General features: G+C 60.9%; 28 protein-coding genes, 2 tRNA genes and 1 pseudogene. 18 read left to right on the forward strand and 13 right to left on the reverse strand.

Features of this window, described 5'->3' with window-relative positions:
• The first annotated feature begins 11 nt into the window (after positions 1–11).
• Both M9902_RS09040 and M9902_RS09045 read left to right on the forward strand, forming a co-directional pair.
• Positions 12–87: transfer RNA gene (locus M9902_RS09040), tRNA-Ala, on the forward strand.
• 23 nt (positions 88–110) lie between these two features.
• Positions 111–186 (forward strand) — tRNA-Glu (locus M9902_RS09045).
• Positions 187–447: 261 nt separating this feature from the next.
• Here the strand turns inward: M9902_RS09045 and smpB are convergent.
• Positions 448–942, reverse strand: a complete 495-nt coding sequence (gene smpB, locus M9902_RS09050; RefSeq protein ID WP_297171483.1) for an SsrA-binding protein SmpB — start codon at positions 940–942, stop codon at positions 448–450.
• 57 nt (positions 943–999) lie between these two features.
• On the opposite strand from smpB, the gene M9902_RS09055 reads away from it, so the two are divergent.
• The gene (locus M9902_RS09055; RefSeq protein WP_297222400.1) at positions 1,000–1,278 is read left to right on the forward strand and encodes an RnfH family protein; all 279 of its coding nucleotides are present in this window, start codon (positions 1,000–1,002) and stop codon (positions 1,276–1,278) included.
• Between the two features lie 54 nt (positions 1,279–1,332).
• Here the strand turns inward: M9902_RS09055 and bamE are convergent, their stop codons facing one another.
• Positions 1,333–1,737: an outer membrane protein assembly factor BamE gene (gene bamE / locus M9902_RS09060; RefSeq protein WP_297171480.1), complete on the reverse strand. Its 405-nt coding sequence runs from the start codon at positions 1,735–1,737 to the stop codon at positions 1,333–1,335.
• Between the two features lie 157 nt (positions 1,738–1,894).
• On the opposite strand from bamE, the gene fur reads away from it, so the two are divergent.
• The gene (fur, locus tag M9902_RS09065) at positions 1,895–2,293 is read left to right on the forward strand and encodes a ferric iron uptake transcriptional regulator (RefSeq protein ID WP_297171478.1); all 399 of its coding nucleotides are present in this window, start codon (positions 1,895–1,897) and stop codon (positions 2,291–2,293) included.
• A 34-nt stretch (positions 2,294–2,327) separates the two neighbouring features.
• On the opposite strand, the gene M9902_RS09070 is transcribed toward fur, so the two are convergent.
• Positions 2,328–2,528, reverse strand: a complete 201-nt coding sequence (locus tag M9902_RS09070) for a heavy-metal-associated domain-containing protein (RefSeq protein WP_297222403.1) — start codon at positions 2,526–2,528, stop codon at positions 2,328–2,330.
• A gap of 137 nt (positions 2,529–2,665) precedes the next feature.
• Here M9902_RS09070 and M9902_RS09075 point away from each other — a divergent pair, with 137 nt between their 5' ends.
• Together M9902_RS09075 and cueR are read left to right on the forward strand one after the other, a co-directional pair.
• Positions 2,666–5,098 (forward strand): heavy metal translocating P-type ATPase, encoded by a 2,433-nt coding sequence (locus M9902_RS09075; protein ID WP_297222406.1) that lies wholly within the window; start codon positions 2,666–2,668, stop codon positions 5,096–5,098.
• Complete coding sequence (cueR, locus tag M9902_RS09080; protein WP_297222408.1) at positions 5,095–5,553, forward strand: Cu(I)-responsive transcriptional regulator; 459 nt, start codon at positions 5,095–5,097, stop codon at positions 5,551–5,553. The genes M9902_RS09075 and cueR overlap by 4 nt, the downstream gene beginning before the upstream one ends.
• A gap of 34 nt (positions 5,554–5,587) precedes the next feature.
• Here cueR and M9902_RS09085 read toward each other — a convergent pair whose 3' ends face one another.
• Complete coding sequence (locus M9902_RS09085) at positions 5,588–5,713, reverse strand: hypothetical protein (protein WP_297222410.1); 126 nt, start codon at positions 5,711–5,713, stop codon at positions 5,588–5,590.
• An 848-nt stretch (positions 5,714–6,561) separates the two neighbouring features.
• Complete coding sequence (locus M9902_RS09090) at positions 6,562–7,512, reverse strand: DNA-binding protein (protein ID WP_297222412.1); 951 nt, start codon at positions 7,510–7,512, stop codon at positions 6,562–6,564.
• A 103-nt stretch (positions 7,513–7,615) separates the two neighbouring features.
• Between M9902_RS09090 and M9902_RS09095 the strand changes: the two genes are divergently transcribed.
• Together M9902_RS09095 and M9902_RS09100 are read left to right on the forward strand one after the other, a co-directional pair.
• Positions 7,616–8,695 carry a site-specific integrase gene (locus M9902_RS09095; protein WP_297222415.1) on the forward strand — a complete coding sequence of 360 codons (1,080 nt, stop codon included), beginning with the start codon at positions 7,616–7,618 and terminating at the stop codon, positions 8,693–8,695.
• 277 nt (positions 8,696–8,972) lie between these two features.
• A complete protein-coding gene (locus M9902_RS09100; protein ID WP_297222417.1) occupies positions 8,973–9,542 on the forward strand; it encodes a UPF0489 family protein in 570 nt (189 codons plus the stop codon).
• Here the strand turns inward: M9902_RS09100 and M9902_RS09105 are convergent.
• A complete protein-coding gene (locus M9902_RS09105) occupies positions 9,539–9,961 on the reverse strand; it encodes a MerR family transcriptional regulator (protein ID WP_133322067.1) in 423 nt (140 codons plus the stop codon). The genes M9902_RS09100 and M9902_RS09105 overlap by 4 nt on opposite strands.
• 42 nt (positions 9,962–10,003) lie before the next feature.
• Between M9902_RS09105 and M9902_RS09110 the strand changes: the two genes are divergently transcribed.
• The 3 genes from M9902_RS09110 to M9902_RS09120 are packed head-to-tail and all read left to right on the forward strand — an operon-like array spanning position 10,004 to position 10,877.
• Entirely contained in the window at positions 10,004–10,360 is a 357-nt protein-coding gene (locus M9902_RS09110; RefSeq protein WP_096209248.1) for a mercuric transporter MerT family protein, read from the forward strand.
• Positions 10,361–10,369: 9 nt separating this feature from the next.
• Complete coding sequence (locus M9902_RS09115; protein WP_096209249.1) at positions 10,370–10,663, forward strand: cation transporter; 294 nt, start codon at positions 10,370–10,372, stop codon at positions 10,661–10,663.
• Positions 10,656–10,877, forward strand: a complete 222-nt coding sequence (locus tag M9902_RS09120; RefSeq protein ID WP_096209250.1) for a GDCCVxC domain-containing (seleno)protein — start codon at positions 10,656–10,658, stop codon at positions 10,875–10,877. The genes M9902_RS09115 and M9902_RS09120 overlap by 8 nt, the downstream gene beginning before the upstream one ends.
• 6 nt (positions 10,878–10,883) lie before the next feature.
• Here the strand turns inward: M9902_RS09120 and M9902_RS09125 are convergent, their stop codons facing one another.
• The 3 genes and pseudogenes from M9902_RS09125 to M9902_RS09135 all read right to left on the reverse strand — a co-directional run bounded on the left by M9902_RS09125 (position 10,884) and on the right by M9902_RS09135 (position 15,239).
• Positions 10,884–13,844: a Tn3 family transposase gene (locus M9902_RS09125; RefSeq protein WP_297222425.1), complete on the reverse strand. Its 2,961-nt coding sequence runs from the start codon at positions 13,842–13,844 to the stop codon at positions 10,884–10,886.
• Between the two features lie 40 nt (positions 13,845–13,884).
• A pseudogene (locus M9902_RS09130) lies at positions 13,885–14,814 on the reverse strand (site-specific integrase); the annotation flags it as partial.
• The gene (locus tag M9902_RS09135; RefSeq protein WP_297222427.1) at positions 14,811–15,239 is read right to left on the reverse strand and encodes a helix-turn-helix domain-containing protein; all 429 of its coding nucleotides are present in this window, start codon (positions 15,237–15,239) and stop codon (positions 14,811–14,813) included. The pseudogene M9902_RS09130 and the gene M9902_RS09135, both read right to left, overlap by 4 nt.
• A 184-nt stretch (positions 15,240–15,423) precedes the next feature.
• Here M9902_RS09135 and M9902_RS09140 point away from each other — a divergent pair, with 184 nt between their 5' ends.
• Positions 15,424–16,050: a cation transporter gene (locus tag M9902_RS09140; RefSeq protein ID WP_291211161.1), complete on the forward strand. Its 627-nt coding sequence runs from the start codon at positions 15,424–15,426 to the stop codon at positions 16,048–16,050.
• Between the two features lie 63 nt (positions 16,051–16,113).
• A protein-coding gene (locus M9902_RS09145; protein ID WP_297222429.1) for an IS3 family transposase occupies positions 16,114–17,270 on the forward strand; the annotation gives its coding sequence in 2 pieces (ribosomal slippage) (positions 16,114–16,354 and positions 16,354–17,270; 1,158 coding nt in all).
• Here M9902_RS09145 and M9902_RS09150 read toward each other — a convergent pair.
• Positions 17,225–17,506: a type II toxin-antitoxin system ParD family antitoxin gene (locus M9902_RS09150; protein ID WP_297222431.1), complete on the reverse strand. Its 282-nt coding sequence runs from the start codon at positions 17,504–17,506 to the stop codon at positions 17,225–17,227. The two genes, M9902_RS09145 and M9902_RS09150, sit on opposite strands and share 46 nt — an antisense overlap.
• Positions 17,507–17,733: 227 nt before the next feature.
• On the opposite strand from M9902_RS09150, the gene M9902_RS09155 reads away from it, so the two are divergent.
• From M9902_RS09155 to M9902_RS09170, 4 genes are all read left to right on the forward strand, one after another.
• Positions 17,734–18,021, forward strand: a complete 288-nt coding sequence (locus M9902_RS09155; protein WP_297222433.1) for a type II toxin-antitoxin system mRNA interferase toxin, RelE/StbE family — start codon at positions 17,734–17,736, stop codon at positions 18,019–18,021.
• Position 18,022: 1 nt separating this feature from the next.
• The gene (locus M9902_RS09160) at positions 18,023–18,277 is read left to right on the forward strand and encodes a helix-turn-helix transcriptional regulator (protein WP_297222435.1); all 255 of its coding nucleotides are present in this window, start codon (positions 18,023–18,025) and stop codon (positions 18,275–18,277) included.
• Positions 18,278–18,416: 139 nt separating this feature from the next.
• Complete coding sequence (locus M9902_RS09165) at positions 18,417–18,851, forward strand: hypothetical protein (RefSeq protein WP_297222436.1); 435 nt, start codon at positions 18,417–18,419, stop codon at positions 18,849–18,851.
• Between the two features lie 981 nt (positions 18,852–19,832).
• Entirely contained in the window at positions 19,833–20,330 is a 498-nt protein-coding gene (locus M9902_RS09170) for a site-specific DNA-methyltransferase (protein WP_297222438.1), read from the forward strand.
• On the opposite strand, the gene M9902_RS09175 is transcribed toward M9902_RS09170, so the two are convergent.
• The 3 genes from M9902_RS09175 to M9902_RS09185 form a co-directional block, all read right to left on the reverse strand.
• Positions 20,298–20,891 (reverse strand): ScaI family restriction endonuclease, encoded by a 594-nt coding sequence (locus M9902_RS09175; RefSeq protein WP_297222439.1) that lies wholly within the window; start codon positions 20,889–20,891, stop codon positions 20,298–20,300. The two genes, M9902_RS09170 and M9902_RS09175, sit on opposite strands and share 33 nt — an antisense overlap.
• A gap of 5 nt (positions 20,892–20,896) precedes the next feature.
• Complete coding sequence (locus M9902_RS09180; protein ID WP_297222441.1) at positions 20,897–21,109, reverse strand: helix-turn-helix transcriptional regulator; 213 nt, start codon at positions 21,107–21,109, stop codon at positions 20,897–20,899.
• A 738-nt stretch (positions 21,110–21,847) separates the two neighbouring features.
• The gene (locus M9902_RS09185; RefSeq protein ID WP_297222443.1) at positions 21,848–22,189 is read right to left on the reverse strand and encodes a hypothetical protein; all 342 of its coding nucleotides are present in this window, start codon (positions 22,187–22,189) and stop codon (positions 21,848–21,850) included.
• A gap of 130 nt (positions 22,190–22,319) precedes the next feature.
• Between M9902_RS09185 and M9902_RS09190 the strand changes: the two genes are divergently transcribed.
• The gene (locus M9902_RS09190; protein ID WP_297222445.1) at positions 22,320–22,751 is read left to right on the forward strand and encodes a hypothetical protein; all 432 of its coding nucleotides are present in this window, start codon (positions 22,320–22,322) and stop codon (positions 22,749–22,751) included.
• Positions 22,752–23,569: the final 818 nt, after the last annotated feature.

Raw genomic sequence — 23,569 nt, forward strand, 5'->3', positions numbered from 1 at the left:
TTCCAGCCCGTGGGGCCATAGCTCAGCTGGGAGAGCGCCTGCATGGCATGCAGGAGGTCGCCGGTTCGATCCCGGCTGGCTCCACCAATTCGCTGCAGATTTTCCGGCCTGTCCCCATCGTCTAGAGGCCTAGGACACAACCCTTTCACGGTTGCGACCGGGGTTCGAATCCCCGTGGGGACGCCACTTCAAAGCCCGCGCAAGCGGGCTTTTTCGTGATCGGCAGCGGGGATGAGAACCCCGGAGGGGTTCGATCCATCCGCGCAGCGGATGCACACCTTCGATGCACGGCATCGAAGGCCCGAAGGGCGCGCCGCAGGCGCGTCATCCCCGTGGGGACGCCACTTCAAAGCCCGCGCAAGCGGGCTTTTTCGTGATCGGCAGCGGGGATAAGAACCCCGGAGGGGTTCGATCCATCCGCGCAGCGGATGCACAACTGCGGGTGACTCAAGCGTCGCGGTTGTGGCGTCGCAGTACGCGCTGTTTCTCGCGGTTCCAGTCGCGCTCCTTGCTGGCATCGCGCTTGTCGTGCGCCTGCTTGCCCTTGGCCAGCGCCAGTTCGGCCTTGACCTTGTTGGCTTTCCAGTACAACGCGGTGGGTACCAGGGTATAGCCGTCGCGCTGGATGCGGCCGGCAAGCCGATCGATCTCGTGTCGATGCAGCAGCAGCTTGCGGCTGCGTCGGTCGTGGGCGACGACGTGGCTCGAGGCCTGGATCAGCGGCGTGATCTGGGCGCCGATCAGGAACAGCTCACCTTGCAACACGACGGCATACGCGTCGCCGATGTTGGCCCGACCGGCGCGAATCGCCTTCAATTCCCAGCCCTGCAGGGCAAGACCGGCCTCGATGCGTTCTTCGAAGTGGTATTCATGGCGCGCACGCTTGTTCAGCGCGATGGTTCCGCCGCCAGGCGTATCCTTGCCTTTTTTCTTGTTGACCATGCCCGCATTGTCGCCGATCGCGCCGGAGTGCGGCGCGCGTTTGATTCAGAAATGACGATGGATACGCCCGAACCCGATCCCCTGCGCATCGAACTCGTGCGCGCCTGGCCGCACCGCTGCGAGCGGGTCGAGGTGGTGCTGGGTGCGGGGGCCTGCGTGGGCGATGCGCTGGCGGCCGCCGGCTGGCGTCTTCACGGAGAATTCGTCGCGCTGGCGGTGTTCAGCCTGCCGGCCACCGAAGCCAGCCTGCTCCACGATGGCGACCGCATCGAGCTGCTGCGCGCGCTGCGGCTGGATCCGATGGCGGCACGTCGGCGGCGGGCGGGGCAACGCTAGCTGGAGAGCTTCAGCAGGCCGGCGTTCCCGTGAGCCTTGAGCCGGTTCAAGCGGTTATCGCCGCTGCCGATTCTTCTTGTCGGCATCCGGATCCAGGTTCGGGCCGTAGTAACGGACCACATCACGCGAGAGCTGGGAGTCCTTTTCCGGGAAATACTCGCCTTCCCAGCGCACCAGCCGATCGTTGTCGAACCACAGGGTCAGGTTCTTGACCTGGGTCTGGTCACGCCGTCCCACGCGTTCGGTTGCCGTGTAGTCCCAGCGGTCATGGTGGAACGGATCGGCAATTGCCGGAGTGCCCAGAAGCGCCAGCACCTGCTGGCGATCCATGCCGGCCTGCAATTGTTCCACCGCCGCGGGTTCGAGCAAATTGCCCTGAAACACCGGCTGCCGGTACAGGTAGCTGCAGCCGCTCACCAGCAGGCTCGCGAGAAGGACGGGGAGCAGGGCGTTGCGCATCGGCAGGATGGGGCAGTGACGGAACGCCGATGATACACTGCCCGCGGCCGCAGTAAGCCAATTCGCAGGGAGTCGCCAGGCAGCACCGGCGATCCCGCGGTGTGGCTTTACGCGCGTTGGGATTGGAGCGTGCGGCTTGCGCACGGAGGACACGTCGATGCCGCGGGATCTTCGCAAAGCCGGCCTGAAGGTGACGCACCCGCGTCTGAGCATTCTGGAACTTCTCGAACACGCCAAGCCGCGGCACATGACCGCCGAAGACATCTATCGCCAGCTGCTGGCCGGTGGCGAGGAGATCGGCTTGGCCACCATCTATCGGGTGCTGACCCAGTTCGAATCAGCGGGCCTCGTGCTCAAGCACAATTTCGAGGGTGGCACCGCCGTCTACGAGCTGGACCGCGGCGAGCACCACGACCACATGGTCGATGTCGACACCGGCAAGGTGGTCGAATTCCACAGCGAGGAAATCGAGGCCTTGCAGGAACAGATCGCCGACGCCAACGGTTTCGAAATCGTCGGCCACGCGCTGGTCCTGTATGTGCGCAAGAAGCGTTGAGGCCCGGGACCCGGTTGGGCACCAGGTTTCAGCTTCAGCCTTCGATCAATTTGGCGGGGTAGTCCGCGGCATTCAGTGTCGCAATCGCCGCTTCGGTGCTGAAGTCGCCGCTGGCGCGGACTTCGCCCTTGCCGAGGTCCACTTCGACGACGGCCTTGGCATCGAGTGCGCGCAAGGCGCGGGTGACGGCATTCACGCAGTGCTGGCAGCTCATGTTTTCGACTTTCAGGCGCATGGTCGGCCTCGGGACAGGGGAACGAGCGGTGTATCCTGAGGCTTGCCACGATCGGAACGTCAAGCGCGAATTTCCGTTTGACCTTCCAACGATGTCAGGGGTCAGGCTCGCCCCGGACAGCCAAAGAGGTCGACAACATGCGCACGGACAGCCCATCCGGAACAGTACGCATCGGCATCACCGGGATGACCTGCGCGTCCTGTGTCACCCGCGTCGAAAAGGCGTTGCGCGGGGTGGAAGGCGTGCAGTCGGCCAGCGTGAATCTTGCCACTGAAACCGCCAGCGTCGAGGCCACGGAGGTGCCGATCGCGGCGCTGCAACAGGCGGTGGAACGCGCCGGCTACGGCATTGCCACCGATGAGCACGATCTCGCCATCGAAGGCATGACTTGCGCTTCCTGTGTCGGCCGGGTCGAAAAGGCGCTTGGCAAGGTGGAAGGCGTGCTGTCGGTCAGCGTCAATCTGGCGACCGAAACCGCCCGAGTGCGCAGCTTGCGCGGAACGCCGCGCAGTGCACTTGAAGCCGCTGTTTCTGCCGCCGGATACGGGATCAAGCCGCTGCAGGCGCAGGGGCAACCGTTGCCGGCAGTTGGCCGGGCAGGATTTTCACGCGAAACCCGCCACCTGCTGTTGGCGGCATTGCTGTCCTTGCCGCTGCTGTTGCCGATGTTGCTGATGCCGTTTGGCGTGCATTGGCAGCTGCCGGGCTGGGCGCAGTGGGCGCTGGCCACGCCGGTCCAGTTCTGGCTTGGCGCCCGTTTCTACCGGGCGGGCTGGGGCGCGCTCAAGGCCGGCAGCGGCAACATGGATCTGCTGGTTGCCCTGGGGACCAGCGCCGGCTACGGGCTGAGCGTCTACAACCTGTTCGCCGCCACTGCCACGCACCTGGGCTTGCCCTTGTATTTCGAATCCTCGGCTGTGCTGATCACCCTGATCCTGTTCGGGAAATGGCTGGAAGCGCGGGCCAAACGCCAGGCTACCGATGCCATTCGCGCGTTGCAGGCGCTGCGCCCGGAACGGGCGCGGGTGTTGCGCGACGGCGTTGAGATCGACCTTGCGATCAACGCCGTCAGCTTGGGCGATGTGGTGGTGATCCGGCCGGGCGAGCGCATCCCGGTGGATGGCATCGTTCTGGAGGGCAGCAGCCACAGCGACGAATCCCTGCTGACCGGCGAACCCCTGCCGGTGCCCAAAGCGCCCGGCGAGCGGGTGACCGGCGGCGCGGTCAACGGGGAGGGCAGGCTGCTGGTGCGGACCTCTGCGGTGGGGGCCGAATCGGCGCTGGCGCGGATCGTGCGGCTGGTGGAGGACGCGCAGGCGAAAAAGGCACCGATCCAGCGCATCGTCGACAAGGTCAGCGCGGTGTTCGTGCCGGCGGTGGTCGCGATTGCCCTCCTGACCCTGCTGGCATGGGGCTTGGGCAGCGGCCACTGGTCGCAGGGCATTCTCAACGCGGTGGCGGTGCTGGTCATCGCCTGCCCCTGTGCACTCGGGCTGGCCACGCCGACGGCGGTGATGGCCGGCACCGGCGTGGCGGCGCGCGCCGGGATCCTGATCAAGGACGTGGAAGCGCTGGAGGAAACCCGCCGCCTGCGCGCGATCGCCTTCGACAAGACCGGTACCCTGACGCTCGGCAAGCCCGTCCTGATGCAGGCCCAGGCGCTGGACGGCAACGAGAACCGGCTGTTGGAACTGGCCGCGGCACTGCAAGCGGGCAGCGAACACCCGCTGGCGCACGCCGTGCTTGAGGCTGCGCGAGCGCGCGGGATTGCCTTTGCCGCCGCCGAAGACGTCGCCGCCATCGCCGGGCGCGGGGTGCGCGGACGGGCAGGGCAGCGCCAGCTCGCGCTCGGCCACGCCCGCTGGATGGCTGAGCTGGGCGTGGACCTTGCCGGTCTGCAGGACTCTGCCGCCGCCGCATCGCGTGCGGGCCATACCCAGTCCTGGTTGGCCGAGGAAACCCCGCAAGGCTGGCGCGTGCTGGGGCTGCTGGCTTTCGGCGATGCCCCGCGGCCGCAGACGAGCGCGGCGATCCGCGAGCTGCACGCCCTCGGCCTGCGGACTTTGATGCTGTCCGGAGACAACCGCGCCGCCGCCGGTGCGGTTGCTGACCGGATCGGCATCCCGGCGGCTGACGTCCACGCCGAGGTGTTGCCGGAAGGGAAGGTGACGGTGATTCATGATTTGGCCGCCGAAAGCCCGGTCGGCATGGTGGGCGATGGCCTCAACGATGCTCCCGCGCTGGCGGCGGCCAACGTCGGCTTCGCCATGGGCAGTGGCACCGACGTGGCCATGCACGCCGCCGGCATCACCTTGATGCGCCCGGATCCGCGGCTGGTGGCCGACGCCATCGACATTTCGCGTCGCACCGTGCGCAAGATCCATCAGAACCTGTTCTGGGCCTTCATCTACAACGTGATCGGTATCCCGCTGGCGGCCTCGGGCCTGCTTGATCCGATGCTCGCCGGTGCGGCGATGGCCGCCTCCAGCGTCAGCGTGGTCGCCAACGCCCTGCTGCTGCGGCGCTGGTCACCGCGGGCGCGCAGCGAACCTGGAGAACCCGCCCCATGAATCGGAATGCAGTGCGCCCCGAGCTGGCAGATGCCTTGAGAGACGGCTTTCATAACATCGGACAAGCTTCTGAATTCAGTGGTATTTCAACAAAGATGATTCGTCACTATGAGCGCATCGGACTGATGCCGGAGGCGGTTCGCACCTACGCCAACTACCGGCTTTACAGCGCCGCCGACCTGCATCGTCTGCGCTTCATCCGTCGCGCCCGCTCCCTTGGCTTCTCGCTGGACCAGATCCGCGATTTGCTGACCCTCTGGGACGATCCGAAACGTGCCAGTAGCGAGGTCAAGCGCCTGGCCCGCGCCCATGCGGCCGAATTGGGCGAGAAGATCCGCGAGCTCCAGGCCATGCAAGCCACCCTGGAGACGTTGGCCAAGCGCTGCCATGGCGATGATCGTCCCAGCTGCCCGATTCTGGAGGATCTGGCCGAGGGCGGAGCAGGCGGGCGTTGATCCTCCATTTTGAGTCCTGTAAAACCACGCGGTTTCAGACTTTTACCCATTGTTTCTGCGGTTTTGCCTGATTGTCCTTCGACTGCTCAACCCGCAGGCTGGATCCAGTCAAGGCCATGCGCATGGGGAAGGGAATGTCGAAGCTGTTTTTGGCGCTCATCGCCGTTCTGCTCGCTGTTTGCCCAGGCCTCGCGCAGCGGGCCCGTGCCGAAACCCTGTACCGCTGCATCGGGCCGAACGGCAGCGTCAGCTACCAGAGTTCGTCATGTGCCGCCGGAACCCGGCTGGATCGAACCTTGGACTACCAGCCCGAACCAGCAGATCGAGCGCCCCCGGAGTCGCGACTTTACCGCTATCGTCCCGGCCCCTATGGCATTGGCGCAACGTCGCGCGGTCGCCGAAGGCCGCAGCGCAGCGCGGTTGCACCAAGTTCGAGCGCCTCCTGCCAGAGCGCCAAGGAGGGGCGACGCAGCGCTCTAGACCGTCTTGGCTTGCGCCGGACCTATGTCCAGCTCAGCCAGCTGGATGCCAAGGTGCGTGCGGTTTGCCATGGGTTTTGACGTCCACCTCGCCGCTTCCATACCACAGATTTGACATAATAGACATTATGCGAAATTAAATGGATGCGGCAGCAAAGTCATTTTATCGATGTTCTGTCATTCGGTTAAACATGTGATCGCCTCCGAGGAAACACCCCATCCCCAGCCAACAAACGCCCATTTACCGGCCAACAATCGCCCGCGATTCGTACCTCCGCTAAGAAAACTCCCGGGCAAACGAAAAGCCACCGACAACTAGCCCGAAATTTTCCATAAGGCGGTGCTTCGCAGCCGTAGGAATGGCAGGCACGACCCTATCAAAGTACTTGCCGGTAGACCGGCTGACCGCTGGAACGGACAACAACATGCCCTGTAACATCGTGATGGCTACGACAAGGCGCCCTGGTTTCGCCTGCGGTCCGACACTTGAGAGTACTTGAATGCGCCGAGGCTGAGTGGCGGTCACAACCTATTTGCTATTGGCAAGCTTAGATCGCTTCCTAGGCTTGTTTGGGGCCGCGTTTCGCCCCAAATTCTCTCTTGGTGATGCTCTTACCCGACGGATTGCTGCTTCAACGGCGGCAGAGACATCCTGAAGCTGGCCAAGACGACTTTCTGCTGCTTCCGCACGCGTGCGCAGTAGACTCAGTTCTCGCTGAGTGTCTTTTGCTTCAGCGCTGGCTTGATCAAGCAGTTGGCGCGCGGCTTTTTCGGCCACTGCGTGTACACGCCTCATTTCATTTAATTGGTTCTGCAGGTTCTTCGCTTCCTGGCGCGCGCGATCGACTTCTGTATTGGCCCGATCCTCGACGGCGCGAATGTGCTGCAGGAATCCCTCTCGTTCGGCATCAGCACATGTCTGCAGCGTCTGAAGCCGTTGTTCAAGTGACTGCCGGGAGGCCTCGGTTTCAGCTTCTCGTGCATTGGCGGAATCCCGCTGAAGGGCAAGTTCTTCAATTTGGGTCTCCAGGCGGGACACAAGTCGCGCCAGTTCTACCGATTGCGCCTCAGCGAGTTGTTTGGCAGCCAATGCAGTATCGGTGTCATTACGCAGCACTACTGCTTCAGCATCCAACGCCTCACGAGCTTTCAGCAGGGCATCTCGATCGGCGTGGAGGGCTGCGTGCTCAACCGAAAGCTCTTCCGCCAGACTCGCCCTGGCCGCCTCCAGCGCAAGGGACCACCACTGCCCGGCCGCACGGACGACAGCGTCAGGGGCATTGGGGACAGCCATGCGTGCGCGATGAGCGTCCAGTCGCTTGCCCAATCCCTGCCACCATGTCTCCAGCCAGCGCGTCACAGTGTTCGGTGACCCGGTGCCGAGATGTGCGCGGATTCGTTCGACGGTCGGGCGCTCGCCGGCCGCGACCAGCGAGTCAGCGGCGGTGTGAACTTCGTTTTCGGTAATTCCTCGAGCCATGAAACGTCTCCTACGCAGCCGCCCTACTCTGTTGATTCCATACCAACGATAAGGGATGATTATCGCTAGTACACGCCCAGTTGCATAACGTACATTACATAGTATGAAGCGAAATAGCACAGCACGTGCCTTTCCGGCGACGGCCGCCAACTTGGTGCTGCCCGAACAGCTGGCGCAGCAGGCCGCCGACGCGGTGCGCGAACTGCTCGCCGAAGCGGCCGCAGCCAACACCACCCGCAGCTACAGCACGGCGCTGCGCTACTGGGCCGGCTGGCACCAGGCGCGTTACGGCGTCGAGCTGGCGTTACCGGCGAGCGAGGCCGTGGTGATCCAGTTCTTGGTCGACCACATCCAGCGCAAGAACAAGACCGGCTTGGTCAGCGAGCTACCGCCGGCGCTGGATCACGCACTGGTGGCGGCTGGGCTCAAGGCCAAGCTCGGACCGTTGAAGCTCTCGACCGTGGTCCAGCGGGTGGCCGTGCTGTCGACCGCGCACAAACTCAAGCGCCTGGCCAATCCCTGTGAGCTGCCCAGCGTCCGCACGCTGCTGAGCCGGGCTCGGCGCGCCGCGGTCAAGCGCGGCGAGCGCCCGACCAAGAAGACCGCCATCACCCGCGTCGAACTGGAGGCCATGCTGGCCACTTGCGATGACAGCCTGGAGGGCCTGCGCGACCGTGCCCTGCTCTGCTTCGGGTTCGCCAGCGGCGGGCGCCGGCGCAGCGAGATCGCTGTGGCCGACATGCGGGACCTGCGCAAGGTTGGCGAGGACGGATACATCTATCGGCTGGAGTTCTCGAAGACCCAGCAGGCTGGGGTCAAGGCGGATTCGACCCCGGACAAGCCGATTCTGGGACGCAGCGCCGAGGCACTCTCTGCGTGGCTGGAGGCAGCCACCATCCAGGAAGGGGCGATTTTTCGTCGGGTATGGAAGGGGCGAGTCGGCCCTGCCCTGCTTCCTGGTTCGGTGGCCTCAATCGTGAAGCGCCGGGCCGCTTTGGCCGGGCTAGCGGGAGATTTTGGGGCGCACAGCCTGCGCTCGGGATTTGTCACTGAAGCCGGCAAGCAAGGCGTGCCGCTGCCCGCGGTGATGGCCATGACCGAGCATCGTTCGGTGGCGAGTGTGATCGGGTACTTTCAGGCAGGTGCTGCTGAGGACAATCCTGCAGCGCGGCTCCTGAAATAACGTCGCTTCGTGAACACGCGCGAGATCGACCTGCTCGCCGTTTTCCACCGCGTATTAGTAGAAGCTGGCATTGCCGCACAAAGCCAAGGACCTGAGCAGCGCAGACCGTGGCGGCGACGACCTGCGCAGGGGGATGCCGTCGGCACCGGTCTCAAGCAGCGGCCCGGCCTCACCACCAACAACCGCCTTGGGCTGAGCCGCAGGAAGCGTTTAGCCTATGCCGTTTTGGCGCCACGCCTGCCCCGCACGGGGCGGTCGAATTCTTCAGGATCAATACGTGATTCGCGATTACGAGCTCCACGGAAAGCAGATATTTGTCTTCAAAGAGCACAACTTGGCACCGCAAGCCTGGCGTCAATGCCGGCCTCTGCATGGCGCGCCCCCGGCGTTGCTGACGTTCGACCACCACACCGATACGCATTTGGCGTTTCTGCGTCACATGCATCGGCAGCGAGGCGGGATGACCCCCATCCCTTGGGAGGAATGCGTTGGGCTGGCCAACGCCTTGACGTCGGGCTTTCGCGACGCTGAAAACCTCGAGCAGGCCGTGCAACTGTTGCGCAACGACGAACACATCGACTTCGCGATCCGGGCCGGCATCCTTTCGCATGCCTACGTGATATCGCACGACACCAACCCGCAGTTTGAGATTCGCAGCGTCGAGTACCAACGCTGGTTTAACGAGAAGATTCGCCCAGAGAACCTAATGCGGGGCGTGGTCCCGCCGCGGCCGGAGGACCGCACGTACCACATGCCCAGCAACAATATCCTGTCATTGGGGTTCAGCCGAGATACGCGTAAAAATGCCCCACAGAACTCAAATAATTCTTTCGTCGTAATGACTTAGCCGATATTTTTCTTCTCGGCCGGTTGCGCCAGAAGATCGAGCGTCGGGCACGGTGCGCCTGTCACCACGTGGCGACACTCCTCCACCAAATGCTCAAGGTCGACTTCCAATTGTCGTAGCTCATCCAGACGCCGCCGTACCTCGGCCAATTTCTGTTCGGTCAGCCGCCGAGTCTGCTCGCAAGCGCGTTGGCCTTTGACCTCCAACAGCCCCGCTATCTCGTCGAGACTGAATCCCATCGCCTGTGCTCTGCGAATGAACTGAAGTCGGCCGACTTCGTTGGGCCCGTACCGGCGGACGCTGCCCATTGGGCGCTCAGGCTCCGGCAGCAGGCCTCGCCGCTGGTAGTAACGGACCGTTTCGACATGCACACCAGCGGCCGCGGCCAGCCGGCTGATTGTCATTACGTGGGTGGCCATCAGCTTGACTCCGTACTTAGGTACGGAGATTACCATGCGGGTATGGTCCAACCTCCCCCACAGTCCTCCCTGCCCGCCCTCTTGGGCGCCGCCGTCGCGGCCATTGGCGCGTCCGTGTGTTGCGTCGTGCCCCTGGTGCTGGTCCTGTTGGGTATCAGCGGTGCCTGGATCGCCAATCTCACTGCCCTGGACGCGTGGCGTCCGTGGTTCAGCGCGGCCACGTTGGTGTGCCTGGGCTGGGCGTTCTGGATGCTCTATGGCCCGGCCTCGCGCTGTCGCATCGACGGCGCCTGCGTCGATCCCTCGCGATTGCGACGCCGCCGGCGCTGGCTATGGATCGCTACCGGCCTGATCGCTCTGCTGCTGCTCTTTCCCTACTACATCGGTTGGTTCCTGTAGGAGTCCCACATGCGCAAGATTCTTCTCAGTTTGGTATTCACGGCATGGATGGGCTTGGCTTGGGCGGCTACCCCTAAGCAGGTCGTCCTGCAGGTGGAGAACATGACCTGCCCGGCGTGCAGCATCACGATCGAAAAGGCGTTGGATACAGTGCCGGGCGTGACGGCGAAGCGTATTGACACCCGAGCCGCCACCGTGACGGTGGCATTCGATGCCGAGCGCACCAACGCGGCCGCCATCGCGAAGGCCATCACCGACGCCGGTTTTCCAGCCACTGCAAAGGCGAAAGCGAACGGTGGCTGAGGTGCAGTTGCAAAGCACGCTCACGTGCCCGACATGCGGGCACCAGGCGACCGAAACCATGCCCACTACGGCGTGCCAATTCTTTTACGAGTGCTCGGCCTGCCACACGCTCCTGCGCCCGAAAACAGGCGATTGCTGCGTGTTCTGTTCCTACGGCACGGTACCGTGCCCGCCCATCCAGCAACATAGTCCCTGCTGTGGCAGTACCGGTTGACCCACGCTACGCCGCCAGGGCCAGCTCGATTTCGTACGGTTCCGGAAGCGCGTCCACGTCGATCAGGTAATCGCCGAAGCGCTTCACGTGACTGGTCACGTAGGGGCTGAGCGTAGCCACGTCCTCCTGGGTGATCTTCCAGCCAGCCCGTATAAGCGTCTTGATGATGCGGGTTTGTTCGACCACGTTATGGAAGATGACGGCGTTGGCGACCAGGTCGTTGTACTTGACTGCCTTCTCCTGCTCGAGCGGATCGTTATCGGCGATCACGCCCTCTCCGCCGAAGAAGAAATACTTGGAGAATCCGTTATAGGCCTCGACCTTGTTGGTGGAGGCGGTGATCTGCTCGCGCAGCTCGCGGTCGGAAATGTATTGCAGCAGGAACAACGTGCGTACCGCGGCCCCCAGAGCCCGAAAGGTCTGGTACAGCCGATTCTTGCGGCTGTAGTTGCCAAGCTTGCGCAGCAGTGTCGACGCCGCGATCTTGCCGGACTTGATCGACAGCACCACTTGCATCAGATCCTTCCAGTGGGTCTCGATCAAATCCCAGTCCACGTCTTCCCGGAACAGCGCGTCGATGTGCTCGTAGCGGCTGTCCTCCTCCGGACGGAAGAACCGGTAGTCGCGCCAATTGCGGATACGCGGCATCAGCTGGATGCCCAGTAGATGCGACAGCCCAAACACCGGCAACGATTGGCCCTGAGTATCGGCGTGGACGGTGTCAGGTTGGATATCAGAGGTGTTCTTCAACAGCCCGTCGATGATGTACACCGCTTCCCACACACCGCAAGGGATGAAATGACTGAAGAGCGCCACGTAGGTATCAGATACGTGGTGATAGGCAATGCCGCCGTAGCCGCCATAACGGATGTGGTATGACGCGAGCAGATTCTGGTCGTACAGGTCGTACTTGGTGCCGTCGGCCGCGGCACGCTTCCCGTCACCCCAGAGTTTTGGGAGTTGCAGGCCGGCATAGCTGTTGATGATGTCGCGACAGGCCGCTGCCAGCTTGTTCGCATCCACGTGCCGGCGATTGACGAACGACAGCATGTGCGCGGAAGCGGCGCCACGCAGGTGCCGTGCGGCTTGGGCCGGGCCAAGGTTGCAGCCATAGGTGAACGCCGTCAGCACGTAGCGCTCGGTCGGCTGGTCGATCTTGGTGTCGGATCCGGACAGCGGTCCGAAATGCCGCGGCCAGCCGGTCCAGTGGGCCACGTCGCACAGGATCTCGATGACGCTGCGCTCGCGCAGGCGGTCGAGGATCGCGGTTTCCAAGGCGCGAGCACCGCGGCTCATGTCCTTGGCCTTGTGGCGTTTGAGCACCGGCAACCCGTCGTCGTCGATGATCACCTGGCCGTTCTCCAGATAACCCTGGTCGGTCAGGTCTGCAACCTGCATCAGCTTGCTCTGCAGCGCATTGACGAATCCCACCGCAGAGGCCGGCAAGCCTACTTGGCGACAGTAGTCGTCCAGCAGCGGCTCGCACTGCTCCCAAGGCAGCAACTGCTGGCGGTAGTCGGCGTAGGTTTCCGAGCCGCGTACAGCCACGTCGCCGGATTTCAGTTCGTTGGCCAGCGAGGAGAACACGCACACCTCGAACAGGCGGCGATGGATGCGTTCCTCTCCCTGTTCGGTGCGGCGGGTAATGGTCTTTCGCCAGAGATGGGTCGTGAACGCCAGATCGACCGGTTCATCGAGCCAATCGCCGCGGGCACGCTCCTGCGACAGGATCAGCTCGATAGCATCCATCAACGAACGGTCTTCGGTGGTGGATTCCAGGTCTAGCCTGCGCACCATGCGCAGGATGGTGGCGCGGTGGCTCTTATAGAAAGGCCACAGCAACGGCAGATGGTTGTCACCGCTGTGGGCGGCGATGGCCTCGCAATCGGCCTGTAGGGTCTGGGCGCCCCCGCGCGTGTTGACCAGGCGGCGGATTTCCCGTCCCGCGTCGGTGTCGCCAGGATGGCGATCGAGCACCTGGATCACATCCGACATCGTGGCCACGATGGCCTCGGTCTTCTCGCGGTAGCGCGCATGCAGCCGCTCCAGTTCCTCTTTACCGCGGTTGTGGATGTTGCCCATGCGTTTGATGAACATTTCCGCCAGGTCATCGCGGGTTTGCACGCGGGCGCGGTGGATCAGGCACAGTAGTAGCGCGTGTCGCTTAGCCGGGCCGAAATCGCGCAGCTCGGCGGCGTCCAGCGCCCGGGCCTCGGCAGCAAAGTGCTTGCGTTTGAGTTCTGGCACCTCCGCCAGATGTTGCTCGTCGCCTACCAGCTCGCCTAACTGGGCGATATGATCGATCAGTTCCTGGAAGTGCTGCAGCGACGAGCGCTTGGGCAAGCGCTTGATGGCCTGCAGTAGGCTCTTGGTGCGAACATCGGTGACGACCAGAAGATCGTCCAGCCGTTGCTTCTCGTCCACCGTCAGACGGGCGTCGATGAGGGCGAAGTAACGACCGTTGACCAGGGTCCGAATCCGGCGCGCCAAACGATCCAGCGCAGAGAACGCGGGGAGCTCGATGCGGTCGCGCACGAGTTGCTCGATCGCCACGTTGATCAGATCGGCCGGATTGTCCATGACGGCCGCGGCTTGGTGGATGGCGCGTGCCGCCACGTCCAGGCCACCATCGGCGTAGGCGCGAACCTGCAGATAGGTCCGGATGCGCTGGAAATAGCGGTAGCGCTTGTTCGGCGCGATGTCGGCGGGCTTGACCTGGACCCGGTACCGCAAGGCATTGCGAAGGTGGCGGACGACCGCGGCGGGCACTTCATCAATTGCCGGGAAGTAGCCCAGTCGCTGGAAGGATTTGAGCAGGAGGGCCAAGGTCAACCGATGGCCGGGTTGCCGGGCGCTATCGGTGATGAAAGCCAATTCGGCGTCGGTCGGCGTGTAGGCCGTGACCAGTTCCCGGACGACCGGGTTGCGCTTGAATTGTGGGTACGCGGTCCGCTCGATCGACGCCATGCAGGTCCTTAGTCGGTCATGGGGATGGAAGTGTCGGCGCTGGCAGGCCAGCCTCGATGCGCTGGCGGGCGAATGGGTCGCCGCCATCGAGGTAGCGCATGGCCGAGTGCACGTCGCGCCAGCCGACGTACTCCATCAGCGCCTTGACATCCCACCCGTTGGCGTTGGCCCATCCAGCGAAACCGCGACGCAGGGAATGGCTGCTGTAGTCCTCGGCATCGGGAAGGCCGGCGGCCTTGAACAGGCGGCGCAGCAGCGGAATCAAACTGTTCGGATGCAGCGGCGTCTCGCTGACGTGGCCCCAGCGATCGACACCGCGGAACACCGGCCCCTGTATCAAGTCGGCCGCGGCAATCCATTCAGCAGTCGCAGTCACCGGACACAAGCGCGACAACGCCGGCACCTTGTACGTATTGCCCATGGCTTGGCGATCCCCCTTGCTGCGCGACAGGAAACAGGTCATGCCTTCACCGGGCACCAGGCGCAGGTGTTCGACCTGCACGCGGATCAGTTCGTCGCCGCGGAAGCCCCGCCAGAAGCCGAGGAGGATCAGGGCGCGATCACGCTGAAGGCGGAGTGCATCTGCGCAATCATCGCGTTCCCACGCAACTGCAATCTCGGTACCAAGCCAATCATCCACCTGGGCCAGTCGGGTCAACTGCAGCGGTTCGGCCTGCTTTTCGACCGAGGGGTGGAGGGTTTGAATGCCCTTGAGCACCTTGCGCACCAAGGGCGCCTTGGTCGGATCGACGAAGCCCTGTTCGGTATGCCACTGCGCCAACGCCGCCAGACGTTGCTTGAGTGTGTTGGTAGCCAGTTGGCCGGCGTACTCGGCCAGGTAACGGGCGACGTTGTCAGCGGTCGCCGGCAAATGACCACCCCACTCGACCTCGAAATGCCGCACCGCTGAGGCATAGCTCCGTCGCGTATTCTCGCGCGTGGCGGCTTCGAGGTACCGGTCCAGCGTCATACGCGGCACCGGGCAACGTCGCGCTTTGAGACGATTCCCGTGTCCCGCAGCGCATGGAGGATGGTGCAGCACTCGCGCTCGCCGCCGGCGCACTGGGCGATCACACGTTCCAGTTCCATGGCCATGCGCTGGAGTTCGTCGGTCCGCAGGTGAATGTCAGCCAAGTGCGTCCGTGCGATCGCATCGACATCGCCGCACGACATCTTGGAGTCGTCTTCCAACCGCAACAGGCTGCGGATCTCCTCCAGGCTGAAACCCAGTTCGCGCCCGCGGCTGATGAAGCGCAGCCGTTCCACCTCGGCCGGGCGGTAGGCGCGGTAGCCGCTCGCGGTTCGTGCCGGCGGCGGCATCAGCCCGACACGCTCGTAGTAACGGATGGTTTCCAGGTGGCAACCGCTGGCGGCGGCGGCTTCACTGATCTTCATGTGCATCCCGCTTGACTCTGTAGCTATTACGGACTTTACGCTGCACTTGCTCCGGTGCCAACTCAGGGACCGGCACCTTCTCTCGCGGCTGCCCATTTCCCTGCTTGCAGCTCTAATCCGCATGCTGCACCTGACTCCCATCCACGCCCTGCACACACACCGCTGAAGAACAGTGACCCTGACCATGAGTGATTGCAGTTGCCATCACGAAGCCAAGAATGCCGCGGAGCGTCGGGTACTGTGGGTTGCCCTGGCACTGAATGCGGCCATGGCAGTTATTGGTGGCGTAGCCGGCTGGATCGCACAGTCCGCCGGCCTGCTGGCCGATGCGCTGGACATGCTTTCCGACGCCACAGCCTATGCGATCGGGCTGATTGCCATTGGGCGGACCGCTCGTTTCAAGGCCAATGCGGCCTGGCTGAGCGGCAGCGTGCTGCTGGTGCTCGGTGTGGGGGTATTGATCGAAGTGGGGCGTCGCGTGCTGCATGGCGCCGAGCCGCTGAGTGGTTGGATGATTGGCACCGCGTTGTTGTCGCTTGCGGTGAACGTCTACGTGCTGCGCTTGCTGGCGCCGCTGAAGTCAGGTGAGGTGCATTTGCGAGCAACCTGGCTATTCACCCGCGCGGACGTGGTGGCCAACGTAGGCGTGATTCTCGCCGGCGTGCTGGTGCTATGGCTAGGCTCGCCCTATCCGGACTTCATCATCGGCACCCTGATCGGCCTGTACGTCATCAAGGAGGCTGTGGAAATCCTCGGTGACGCACGGCGGGCGCGTCAGAAGGCGCGGAATCGCAGCAGCGCAACCGAGTAAGGGGTTCACCCCCGTTTTCACGGACACTTACAAGAAGGCCGATCGAGGCCATGAGGAGTGTTCATGTCAATGCGAAGGAAGTTCAGTGAGGAGTTCAAGCGTGGCGCGGTTGAGCAGGCCAGCCGGCCTGGCGTCAGTTGTGCCCAGGTGGCTCGGGAACTGGGGATTCGGGACAACCTGCTGACCCGCTGGAAGCGGGAAACCCAGAGCCAGGGCAAGGCGGCGTTTGGCGGTGCCGGCACGCCGCGGGACGAGGAATTGGCCCGTCTGAAGCGCGAGTTGGCGCGAGTACAGAAGGAACGCGATTTTTTGCGCGAAGCGGCGACGTTCTTTGCCAAGGGATCGTCCCGAGGTATCGGGTGATCGAACGTTGCCGCGAGGAGTTTCCGGTTCGGCTGATGTGCCGCTGCCTGCAGGTATCGGCCAGCGGCTACTACGACTGGAGCAAGCGCTTGCCCAGTGCCCGCCAGCATGACAACGCACGCTTGCTCAGGCGCATTCGGGAGTTGCACACGGACAGCCGAGGCACCTTGGGTGCCGGTCGGATGCAGGAAGATCTTGCCGATGAAGGCGAGACGGCAAGCCTGAACCGGGTGGCTCGGATCATGGCTGCCGACGGACTGCAAGGCTGGCCGCGACCGAAGCGGCGTGGTCAGCGCGGGAACCCCGCGCTGACGCCCTTGGGTGTGCGCAACCACCTGGAACGGGACTTCACCGCGCTGGAGCCGGAGACCAAATGGGTCATCGACATCACCGAGATCAAGACGGCCGAAGGCAAGCTGTACTTGTGCATCGTCTTGGACTTGTTCGACCAGCGCGTCGTGGGCTGGTCGATGCACCACCGGCAGGATCGACAGATGGTGATCCGGGCCGTGCAGATGGCGGTCTGGCAGCGTCAGGACAACCATCCGGTCATCCTGCACTCCGACCGCGGCAGCCAGTTCCGAAGCGGCGACTACCAGAACTATCTGGTGGCAAACAAGCTCGTGTGCTCGATGAGTGCCGTGGGCCATTGTGGCGACAACGCCGCCTGCGAGGGGTTCTTCGGCCTGCTCAAGCGCGAGCGTGTATACCGATCCAAGTATCCAACGCTCGCTGCCGCCCGGGCGGATGTGTTCGAATACATCGAGCGACGCCATAACCCAAGGATGCGACGCAGAGTCATCAGACAAGATCAGAAGTTTTCAGCTCTTTCCAAACCGTCCGTGATTTCGGGGTAGAACCCCTCCGAGTCAAGCTCTGCTACAAGCGACTCGTAACTGTACTTGGCCCGTCCACTTCGCTCACCTGCAACTAGCGCGCCCCTCAGCACCTCAAGCTTGCTCTCGGAGGTCTCAAGCAACCGCAGACCGGCGCGAACAACCTCGCTCGCTGACCCATACCGCCCGCTGCCCACCTGGCCAGCAATGAACTGCTCGAAGTGATCGCCCAAGCTAACGCTCGTGTTCCTAGCCATATCAATCTCCCACTGCTGTACCAGATTTTGGTATGCATCTGCACTAAAGTCAACCGGTGCCTAACAATTCGTTCAAGCCGACTCCGCTTCGTGGCCACCCCGTCGTGGTACGCTGACGCTACCACGCCGTTGTGGCCACTGCGCTGCGCGGCTTAACTCAGGCGTTAGGCGGCAGAGCCCGCATTTCGACCCTTGACAGTCCATATTTGTACTAGATACAATACGGCATGTGGACAATTCTGGAACACCGCCAAGCGGATAAAGAGCTTTCTTCCGGCCGTGTTCCAGCTGAAATCCTGAAACGCTACGAAAAATGGAAAGACATTGCCGCTCTCTCTGGCCCGCAAGGGCTCCACGCCATCAAGGGTTTCAGGGATGAGGCTCTCACCGGCGACTGGAAGGGATACAGATCATCCCGGCTGAATGAGCAATGGCGAGTCATCTACTGCATAGAAGCTGAAGTCATGATCGTTCAAGTTGTACGCGTCACCCCGCACGATTATCGGAAACGCTGATATGAGCAACCTAATTCCCGCCAAAAAGCGCATCGATGTAACGCCAGGTGAATCAGTGCGCATCATCCGTGAGCTGCAGGGCTTGAGCCAAACCCAGCTTTCTGCCCTGTGCGGCATTCCGCAGACGACCATCTCCAGTATCGAGAATGGCCGCGTCAATCTTGGCGTTGAGCGAGCCAAGACGCTTGGCGTTGCCTTGCATTGCCATCCCGCTGTACTTGTATTTCCTGGCTGGCAGCTAGAATCTGCCGCCTAACAATTCGTTCAAGCCGACCCAGCTTCGCGGCGGCAATGTGCTAAGGTTGGGTCGTTCTTGTTTGCCGCCGCTACGCCGGTCGGCTTAACTCAGGCGTTAGCTGCCCATTGTTGCTGTTTCGCCATCCCGGGGAACTCGCATGACTCAGGCACCAAAGTGGTTCAGGGTTGCTGCCATCGTCGCCCTACTCTGGAATATCCTGGGCTGTCTTGCTTTCGTTGCTGACCTGCAACTCAAGCCCGAGGACATCGCCAAACTTCCAGAGGCCCAACAAGCGCTGTACGCGTCTCGTCCCGCTTGGTCAATTGCTGCAACGGCCATTGCAGTCTTTGGTGGCACACTGGGCTGCATCGGTCTCATCCTTAAACGCAGGTGGGCGTTTGTCCTGCTTCTGCTGTCCCTACTTGGCATCCTCGGTCAAGACATCGCAATGTTCGTGCTGGCCAATACCGCAGAGGCTGCGGGAACCTTCGCGGTCGTCCTGCAATCCGTTGTGCTCATCGTTGGTGTCTGGCTGGTACTCCTCAGCCGCAAGGCAATGGCCAGCGGCTGGATTTCAAAGTCGGGCAGCTAACAATTCGTTCAAGCCGACCCAGCTTCGCGGCGGCAACGTGCTAAGGTTGGTTCGTTCTTTTCTGCCGCCGCTACGCCGGTCGGCTTAACTCAGGCGTTAGGCGCCGCTGGTGAAAAAAATTTTGCAATACAAAGTGGGTGTTTTGCGTAGTCAGTGGTTTCGCCCGTGTAGTCGCGCATAGCCAGCGCCGTTTCATCGGGCGCGGCCAGCACAGCGCACGCGTTGTCAGCACTCTCGCTCAGGCTAGGCACGCTCACCACGCTACCTTCGCACTGCGTGTTTCAGGCTCGCTCACTCAGCACTTTGGCGGCTAAGCGCGTAGGCCGTACGTTCGGGCTCGCGCCGCACGTCACGCAGCAGGTCAGCGCCATCCAAGCACTGTGGCTGCGGCTTCGGTTCATCTGGCTGCGGCAGCAGCAAAATCGGCCAGCCCGCGCCTAACAATTCGTTCAAGCCGACCCCGCTTCACGACGGCAATTTTTTCAGGTATGTTCGTGCTCTATTGCCGCCGTGCAGCGGGGCGGCTTAACTCAGGCGTTAGGGCGCTAGGAATTGTCACGCAAAATCGGATTGACACCACCGGTTCGAATGAATACTATACGTAGCTATGACAAGATCCGCATTTGAAGAAGCAGTATCTGCACTCGGCCAACCTGCGTACTTGGCAAATCGAGTAGCGATCTATCATGCCGATTGCTTGGAGGCAATGAGCAACTTGCCTACAAACTTGGTAGATCTAACTGTAACGTCACCACCTTATAATATTGGGAAGGAATACGAGTTCATCGCTGATCTTTCAAACTATATTTCTTGGTGCGCAAATGGATTGCACAGATCCACAGATCTCAAAAGCTAATGCTGCATTTGAAGAAGCTAATCTCGGCTATTTGACGGTACCGGAACATGGCCTTGCGGTTCCAATCCCATACCTCTTATGGGATAAGACCCCATTTTACTTTCTCCAAGAAGTAGTCTGGAATTATGGCGCTGGAGTTGCTTGCCGAACACACTTTTCCCAAGCTGCTTTGGTATGTAAAAAACCCAGACGACTACGTATTTAACTTGGACGACGTTCGAGATCCTGACGTTAAGTATCCAAATCAAAAAAAGAACGGCAAACTAAAGTGCAATCCAAACGGTAAGAATCCGAGTGATGTTTGGCGAATTCCAAAAGTAACGTCTGGCGCAAACCGAGCTTCCAAAGAGCGTACGCCTCATCCCGCACAGTTTCCTATCGAAATGATCACAAGGATTGTGAAGGCGAGTTCAAACAAGTCTGGCCTGATCCTTGACCCTTTTATGGGGTCTGGAAGCACTGCTGAGGTGGCACTCCGAGAAGGTCGATACGTAATAGGTTTTGAACTGGAAAAGCGCTACATCAAATACGCGGCAGAACGTCTTGACGAAGTCTCTGAGCGTATCGAAATGGCTAAAGCGCAAGGCACTTTATTTCGCAGTGAAAAGCGTCTCGAACTTTAGCTGGTAGGTTTCAGGAGCGAGTCTGGCTTGTTGCCCGGTCGCAGCAGCCTGCCCAATCCAGTCGGTGTGATCTAACCACCCAAAGCGGATTAAAAGAATCCTTGGCGCTCGCTCGCCTGGCAAAAACTGTTCAAAATTAACAGCAAGATAATAGCCATCTTTACTCTTGCTCTTTCCCGTTGGCTTCTGGGCATAACTGCGATTCCCAAAGATCTGGGTTGCATTTGACGATGTCTTGAGCTCAATCGAAAACTTATCGTCACTAATGCAAACAATATCTTTATCGTCCTTTTCCTCTTCTCTACGCCATTTCTTTGGGTGGGTCGCAACAACCTCAGCGGGAACTAGCTCATGAAGCAGCGCCCCGATAATTTGAGGCTTAGGAAAAATATGCTTTCCAATTTTTAGCCCATGCTTCCCTATAGAAGAGCTGAAGAGCGCCTCCCAAGCTTCGAGAACAAAGCCAGAAATCTCTTTCCGTTTCAGTGGGTGTTGATCGATCAGCTCCGAGGTCACCGACTTCCAATCGGCCTTTTTTCTCTTAGAGTACGGGGAGGCCATGGCGTTCAAAGTCCAATAAGCAAATCTGCGGGGGTTGCCTTCAGAGCCCGTGCAATCGAGACGATATTTTGAAGGCTAATATTTCTCTCGCCGCGTTCGACGGAGCCAATGTAAGTCCTATGTAGCGAACAGGCATCAGCGAGCTCTTCTTGGGAGAGCCCTAGCTTCGCTCTAAGCTCACGAACTTTGGCACCAAATGCAGCTTGGGGATTAGTCATGACGCGCAGTCTGCTTTCTGTGATAACTATAGGTCTACAGACTATGAGTAGCGCCCTAACAATTCGTTCAAGCCGAACCCGCTTCGCTCCGGCAACAGCGTGGCAGGTTAAGCTTGCCACGCCGTTGCCGGAGCTACGCAGGTCGGCTTAACTCAGGCGTTAGGCACCCAAAGAAAGAGCCCGCCGATCAAGGCGGGCCTTTCCGTATTACGCCCTATTTCTTCCCAGGCTTCGTCGGAGGGGGACGATTATGCTCCTTCTCCGTTTTCGCCGGGTGCGCTTTCGCATACTGCTCAGTCACAAAACGACCATTCACAGCACTGCGATAGTCCGCTGGACCCTTTGCCTTGCTCATGCTTGATTCTCCATGCCACGACAGTCCACGGTTTCGCCAGTTGTTGCGTACTCGCCCAAGGCATGCAACATTGCTCGGACGTGAGCTACCACGTACGCACCACCATGTCAGTTGGTAAGGATGCAGCTGCCATGCATACCAAACCCCCGGCCTAGGCTCCTATAGCGCGCCAACGCTGCAGGAGACATTCAATTAGTATCATTACTACTAACAAGCATGGGGCGCACAATTCCAGTATGCAAGGCTTGACTCTTCACTTGATTTCTGGTAGGGCGGCGCCTAACAATTCGTTCAAGCCGAAACTGCTTCGCTCCGGCAACGGCGTGGCAGAGAAAGCTTGCCACGCCGTTCCCTGCGCTACGCAGTTCGGCTTAACTCAGGCGTTAGGTTGCAATGGCAGATTTCAGGCGGCTCAAAGTGCAGACATCCCCATCGGCCAGGTGCCTGTTTTCTTCCAGCGTCAGCCTGATTTCGCGCTTGAGCCTTTGCACTTCATCGGCCAGTTCGTCCGGCGTGTCGCAGCCAAGGAACGTAACGCCAGCGCGCTCGGCGGCAATACGCATCCGTTCCTCGTCTGCCTTCAATGCGCCGCGCAGCTCTCGACCCGCCATTTCGGCAATCACGCCTGCGAAGATCAGCATGCTTGTCGTCGTGACATATGTCCTGTCATCGCTTGGCCATTCAAAAAATGCGTCGGCCTCTTCTTTGATTCGTTGCTTATCCATGTGGTTTCTCGCGTTGCAACCTAACAACTCGTTCAAGCCGACCCAGCTTCGCGGCGGCAACGTGCTAAGGCTGGGTCGTTCTTATCTGCCGCCGCTACGCGGGTCGGCTTAACTCAGGCGTTAGCTACTTATGAGACTCCTCAACATCCTGTTGGCAACAGCAACCCTAATCATGAGTTCCGGCGCCCTAGCCGACGGGTGGCGAGACAGGGAGGGCAATCCAGTTCCTGATTCGGCTTCATCAAAATCCAAGGACGGGTTCGCAGCCATGTTGCTGGTGACGCCGGACAAGGACTGGCAAGAAAAATGGAATACACCACCAGAAGTAGCCCCGCACTTCTCCACCGCCAAGGAAGTAGAGGCAGGAGGTGAGGTGTTCATTCTTTCATTCCTCGCCAACCCACGGCTTGACGTGAATGGAATGGCAAACGTCACATGTGATTTCTGTCGTCATTCGACCGGATGGATCAAGCATCAACGAACTCGACATGCCTTGCTGTCTCAAGCTGACCACAGATCCGAAAAAGCGTCTATTTGTCGTCTGCGTCACTCAAGTACATAGCTGAGCCGCAAGATCCCCGTGGAAAGTGGCTAGTCAACGTCAAGTTGCGTGACAATATCCGCGGGATCGAGATTCCGTTAGAGACATCCTTTACGGTTTTGATAAGCATTAACTCCGGAAATATCTATATTCAAGCCGACGCCGCTTCGCGGCGCAAAACACTCAGGTGAGGCCAAAGGAAACTTCGTGGCAATGCAGGCTATTTCACGAGCAGTCACTGGTCATATCGGGCTTGGCGCTGCATTTACGTTCCTAGTTGTAGGTGCGGTAGCAATTTCTTTCGCACTGTCTGCAGGTATCTATCTCGCAGCAAAAGGCAATGGAGCATCAACGACTGCCGTCGGGTTGCTCTTGTTTAGCCCTCTGGTGGCTGGTGCGGCTCATTCAATCCTTTCTGCCCGCGTCGCCGTTCATTAAGACTTCCTCATCAAAACCGCCACTCATGCGCACGTTCGCAATATTTGCTGCTGGCGCGTATTGTTTGCTTCAGTTCGCAACGCTTGCTGTGGGCTTGTTTGCGATTCACGAGTTTGGCCTCTAACAATTCGTTCAAGCCGAACCCGCTTCACGGCGGCAAATTTTTCAGGTATGTTCGTGCTCTATTGCCGCCGTGCAGCGGGTCGGCTTAACTCAGGCGTTAGGCACTACTAATGAGCAATGACGTAATCTCACACAACGAAATGTGCCGCCGCGAGGGCGTAAGCCTTCAGCGTGGCATGAATTTCGGATTACGCGGCAATCACTCCGTGATCCTTGCCTCGGTCAGGCCAAACTCCCCTTATGCTGACCGACTCGAGGACGAGGGCTCTACTCTTATC

The organism is Thermomonas sp. (genome assembly GCF_023953935.1).
GTDB lineage: Bacteria > Pseudomonadota > Gammaproteobacteria > Xanthomonadales > Xanthomonadaceae > Thermomonas.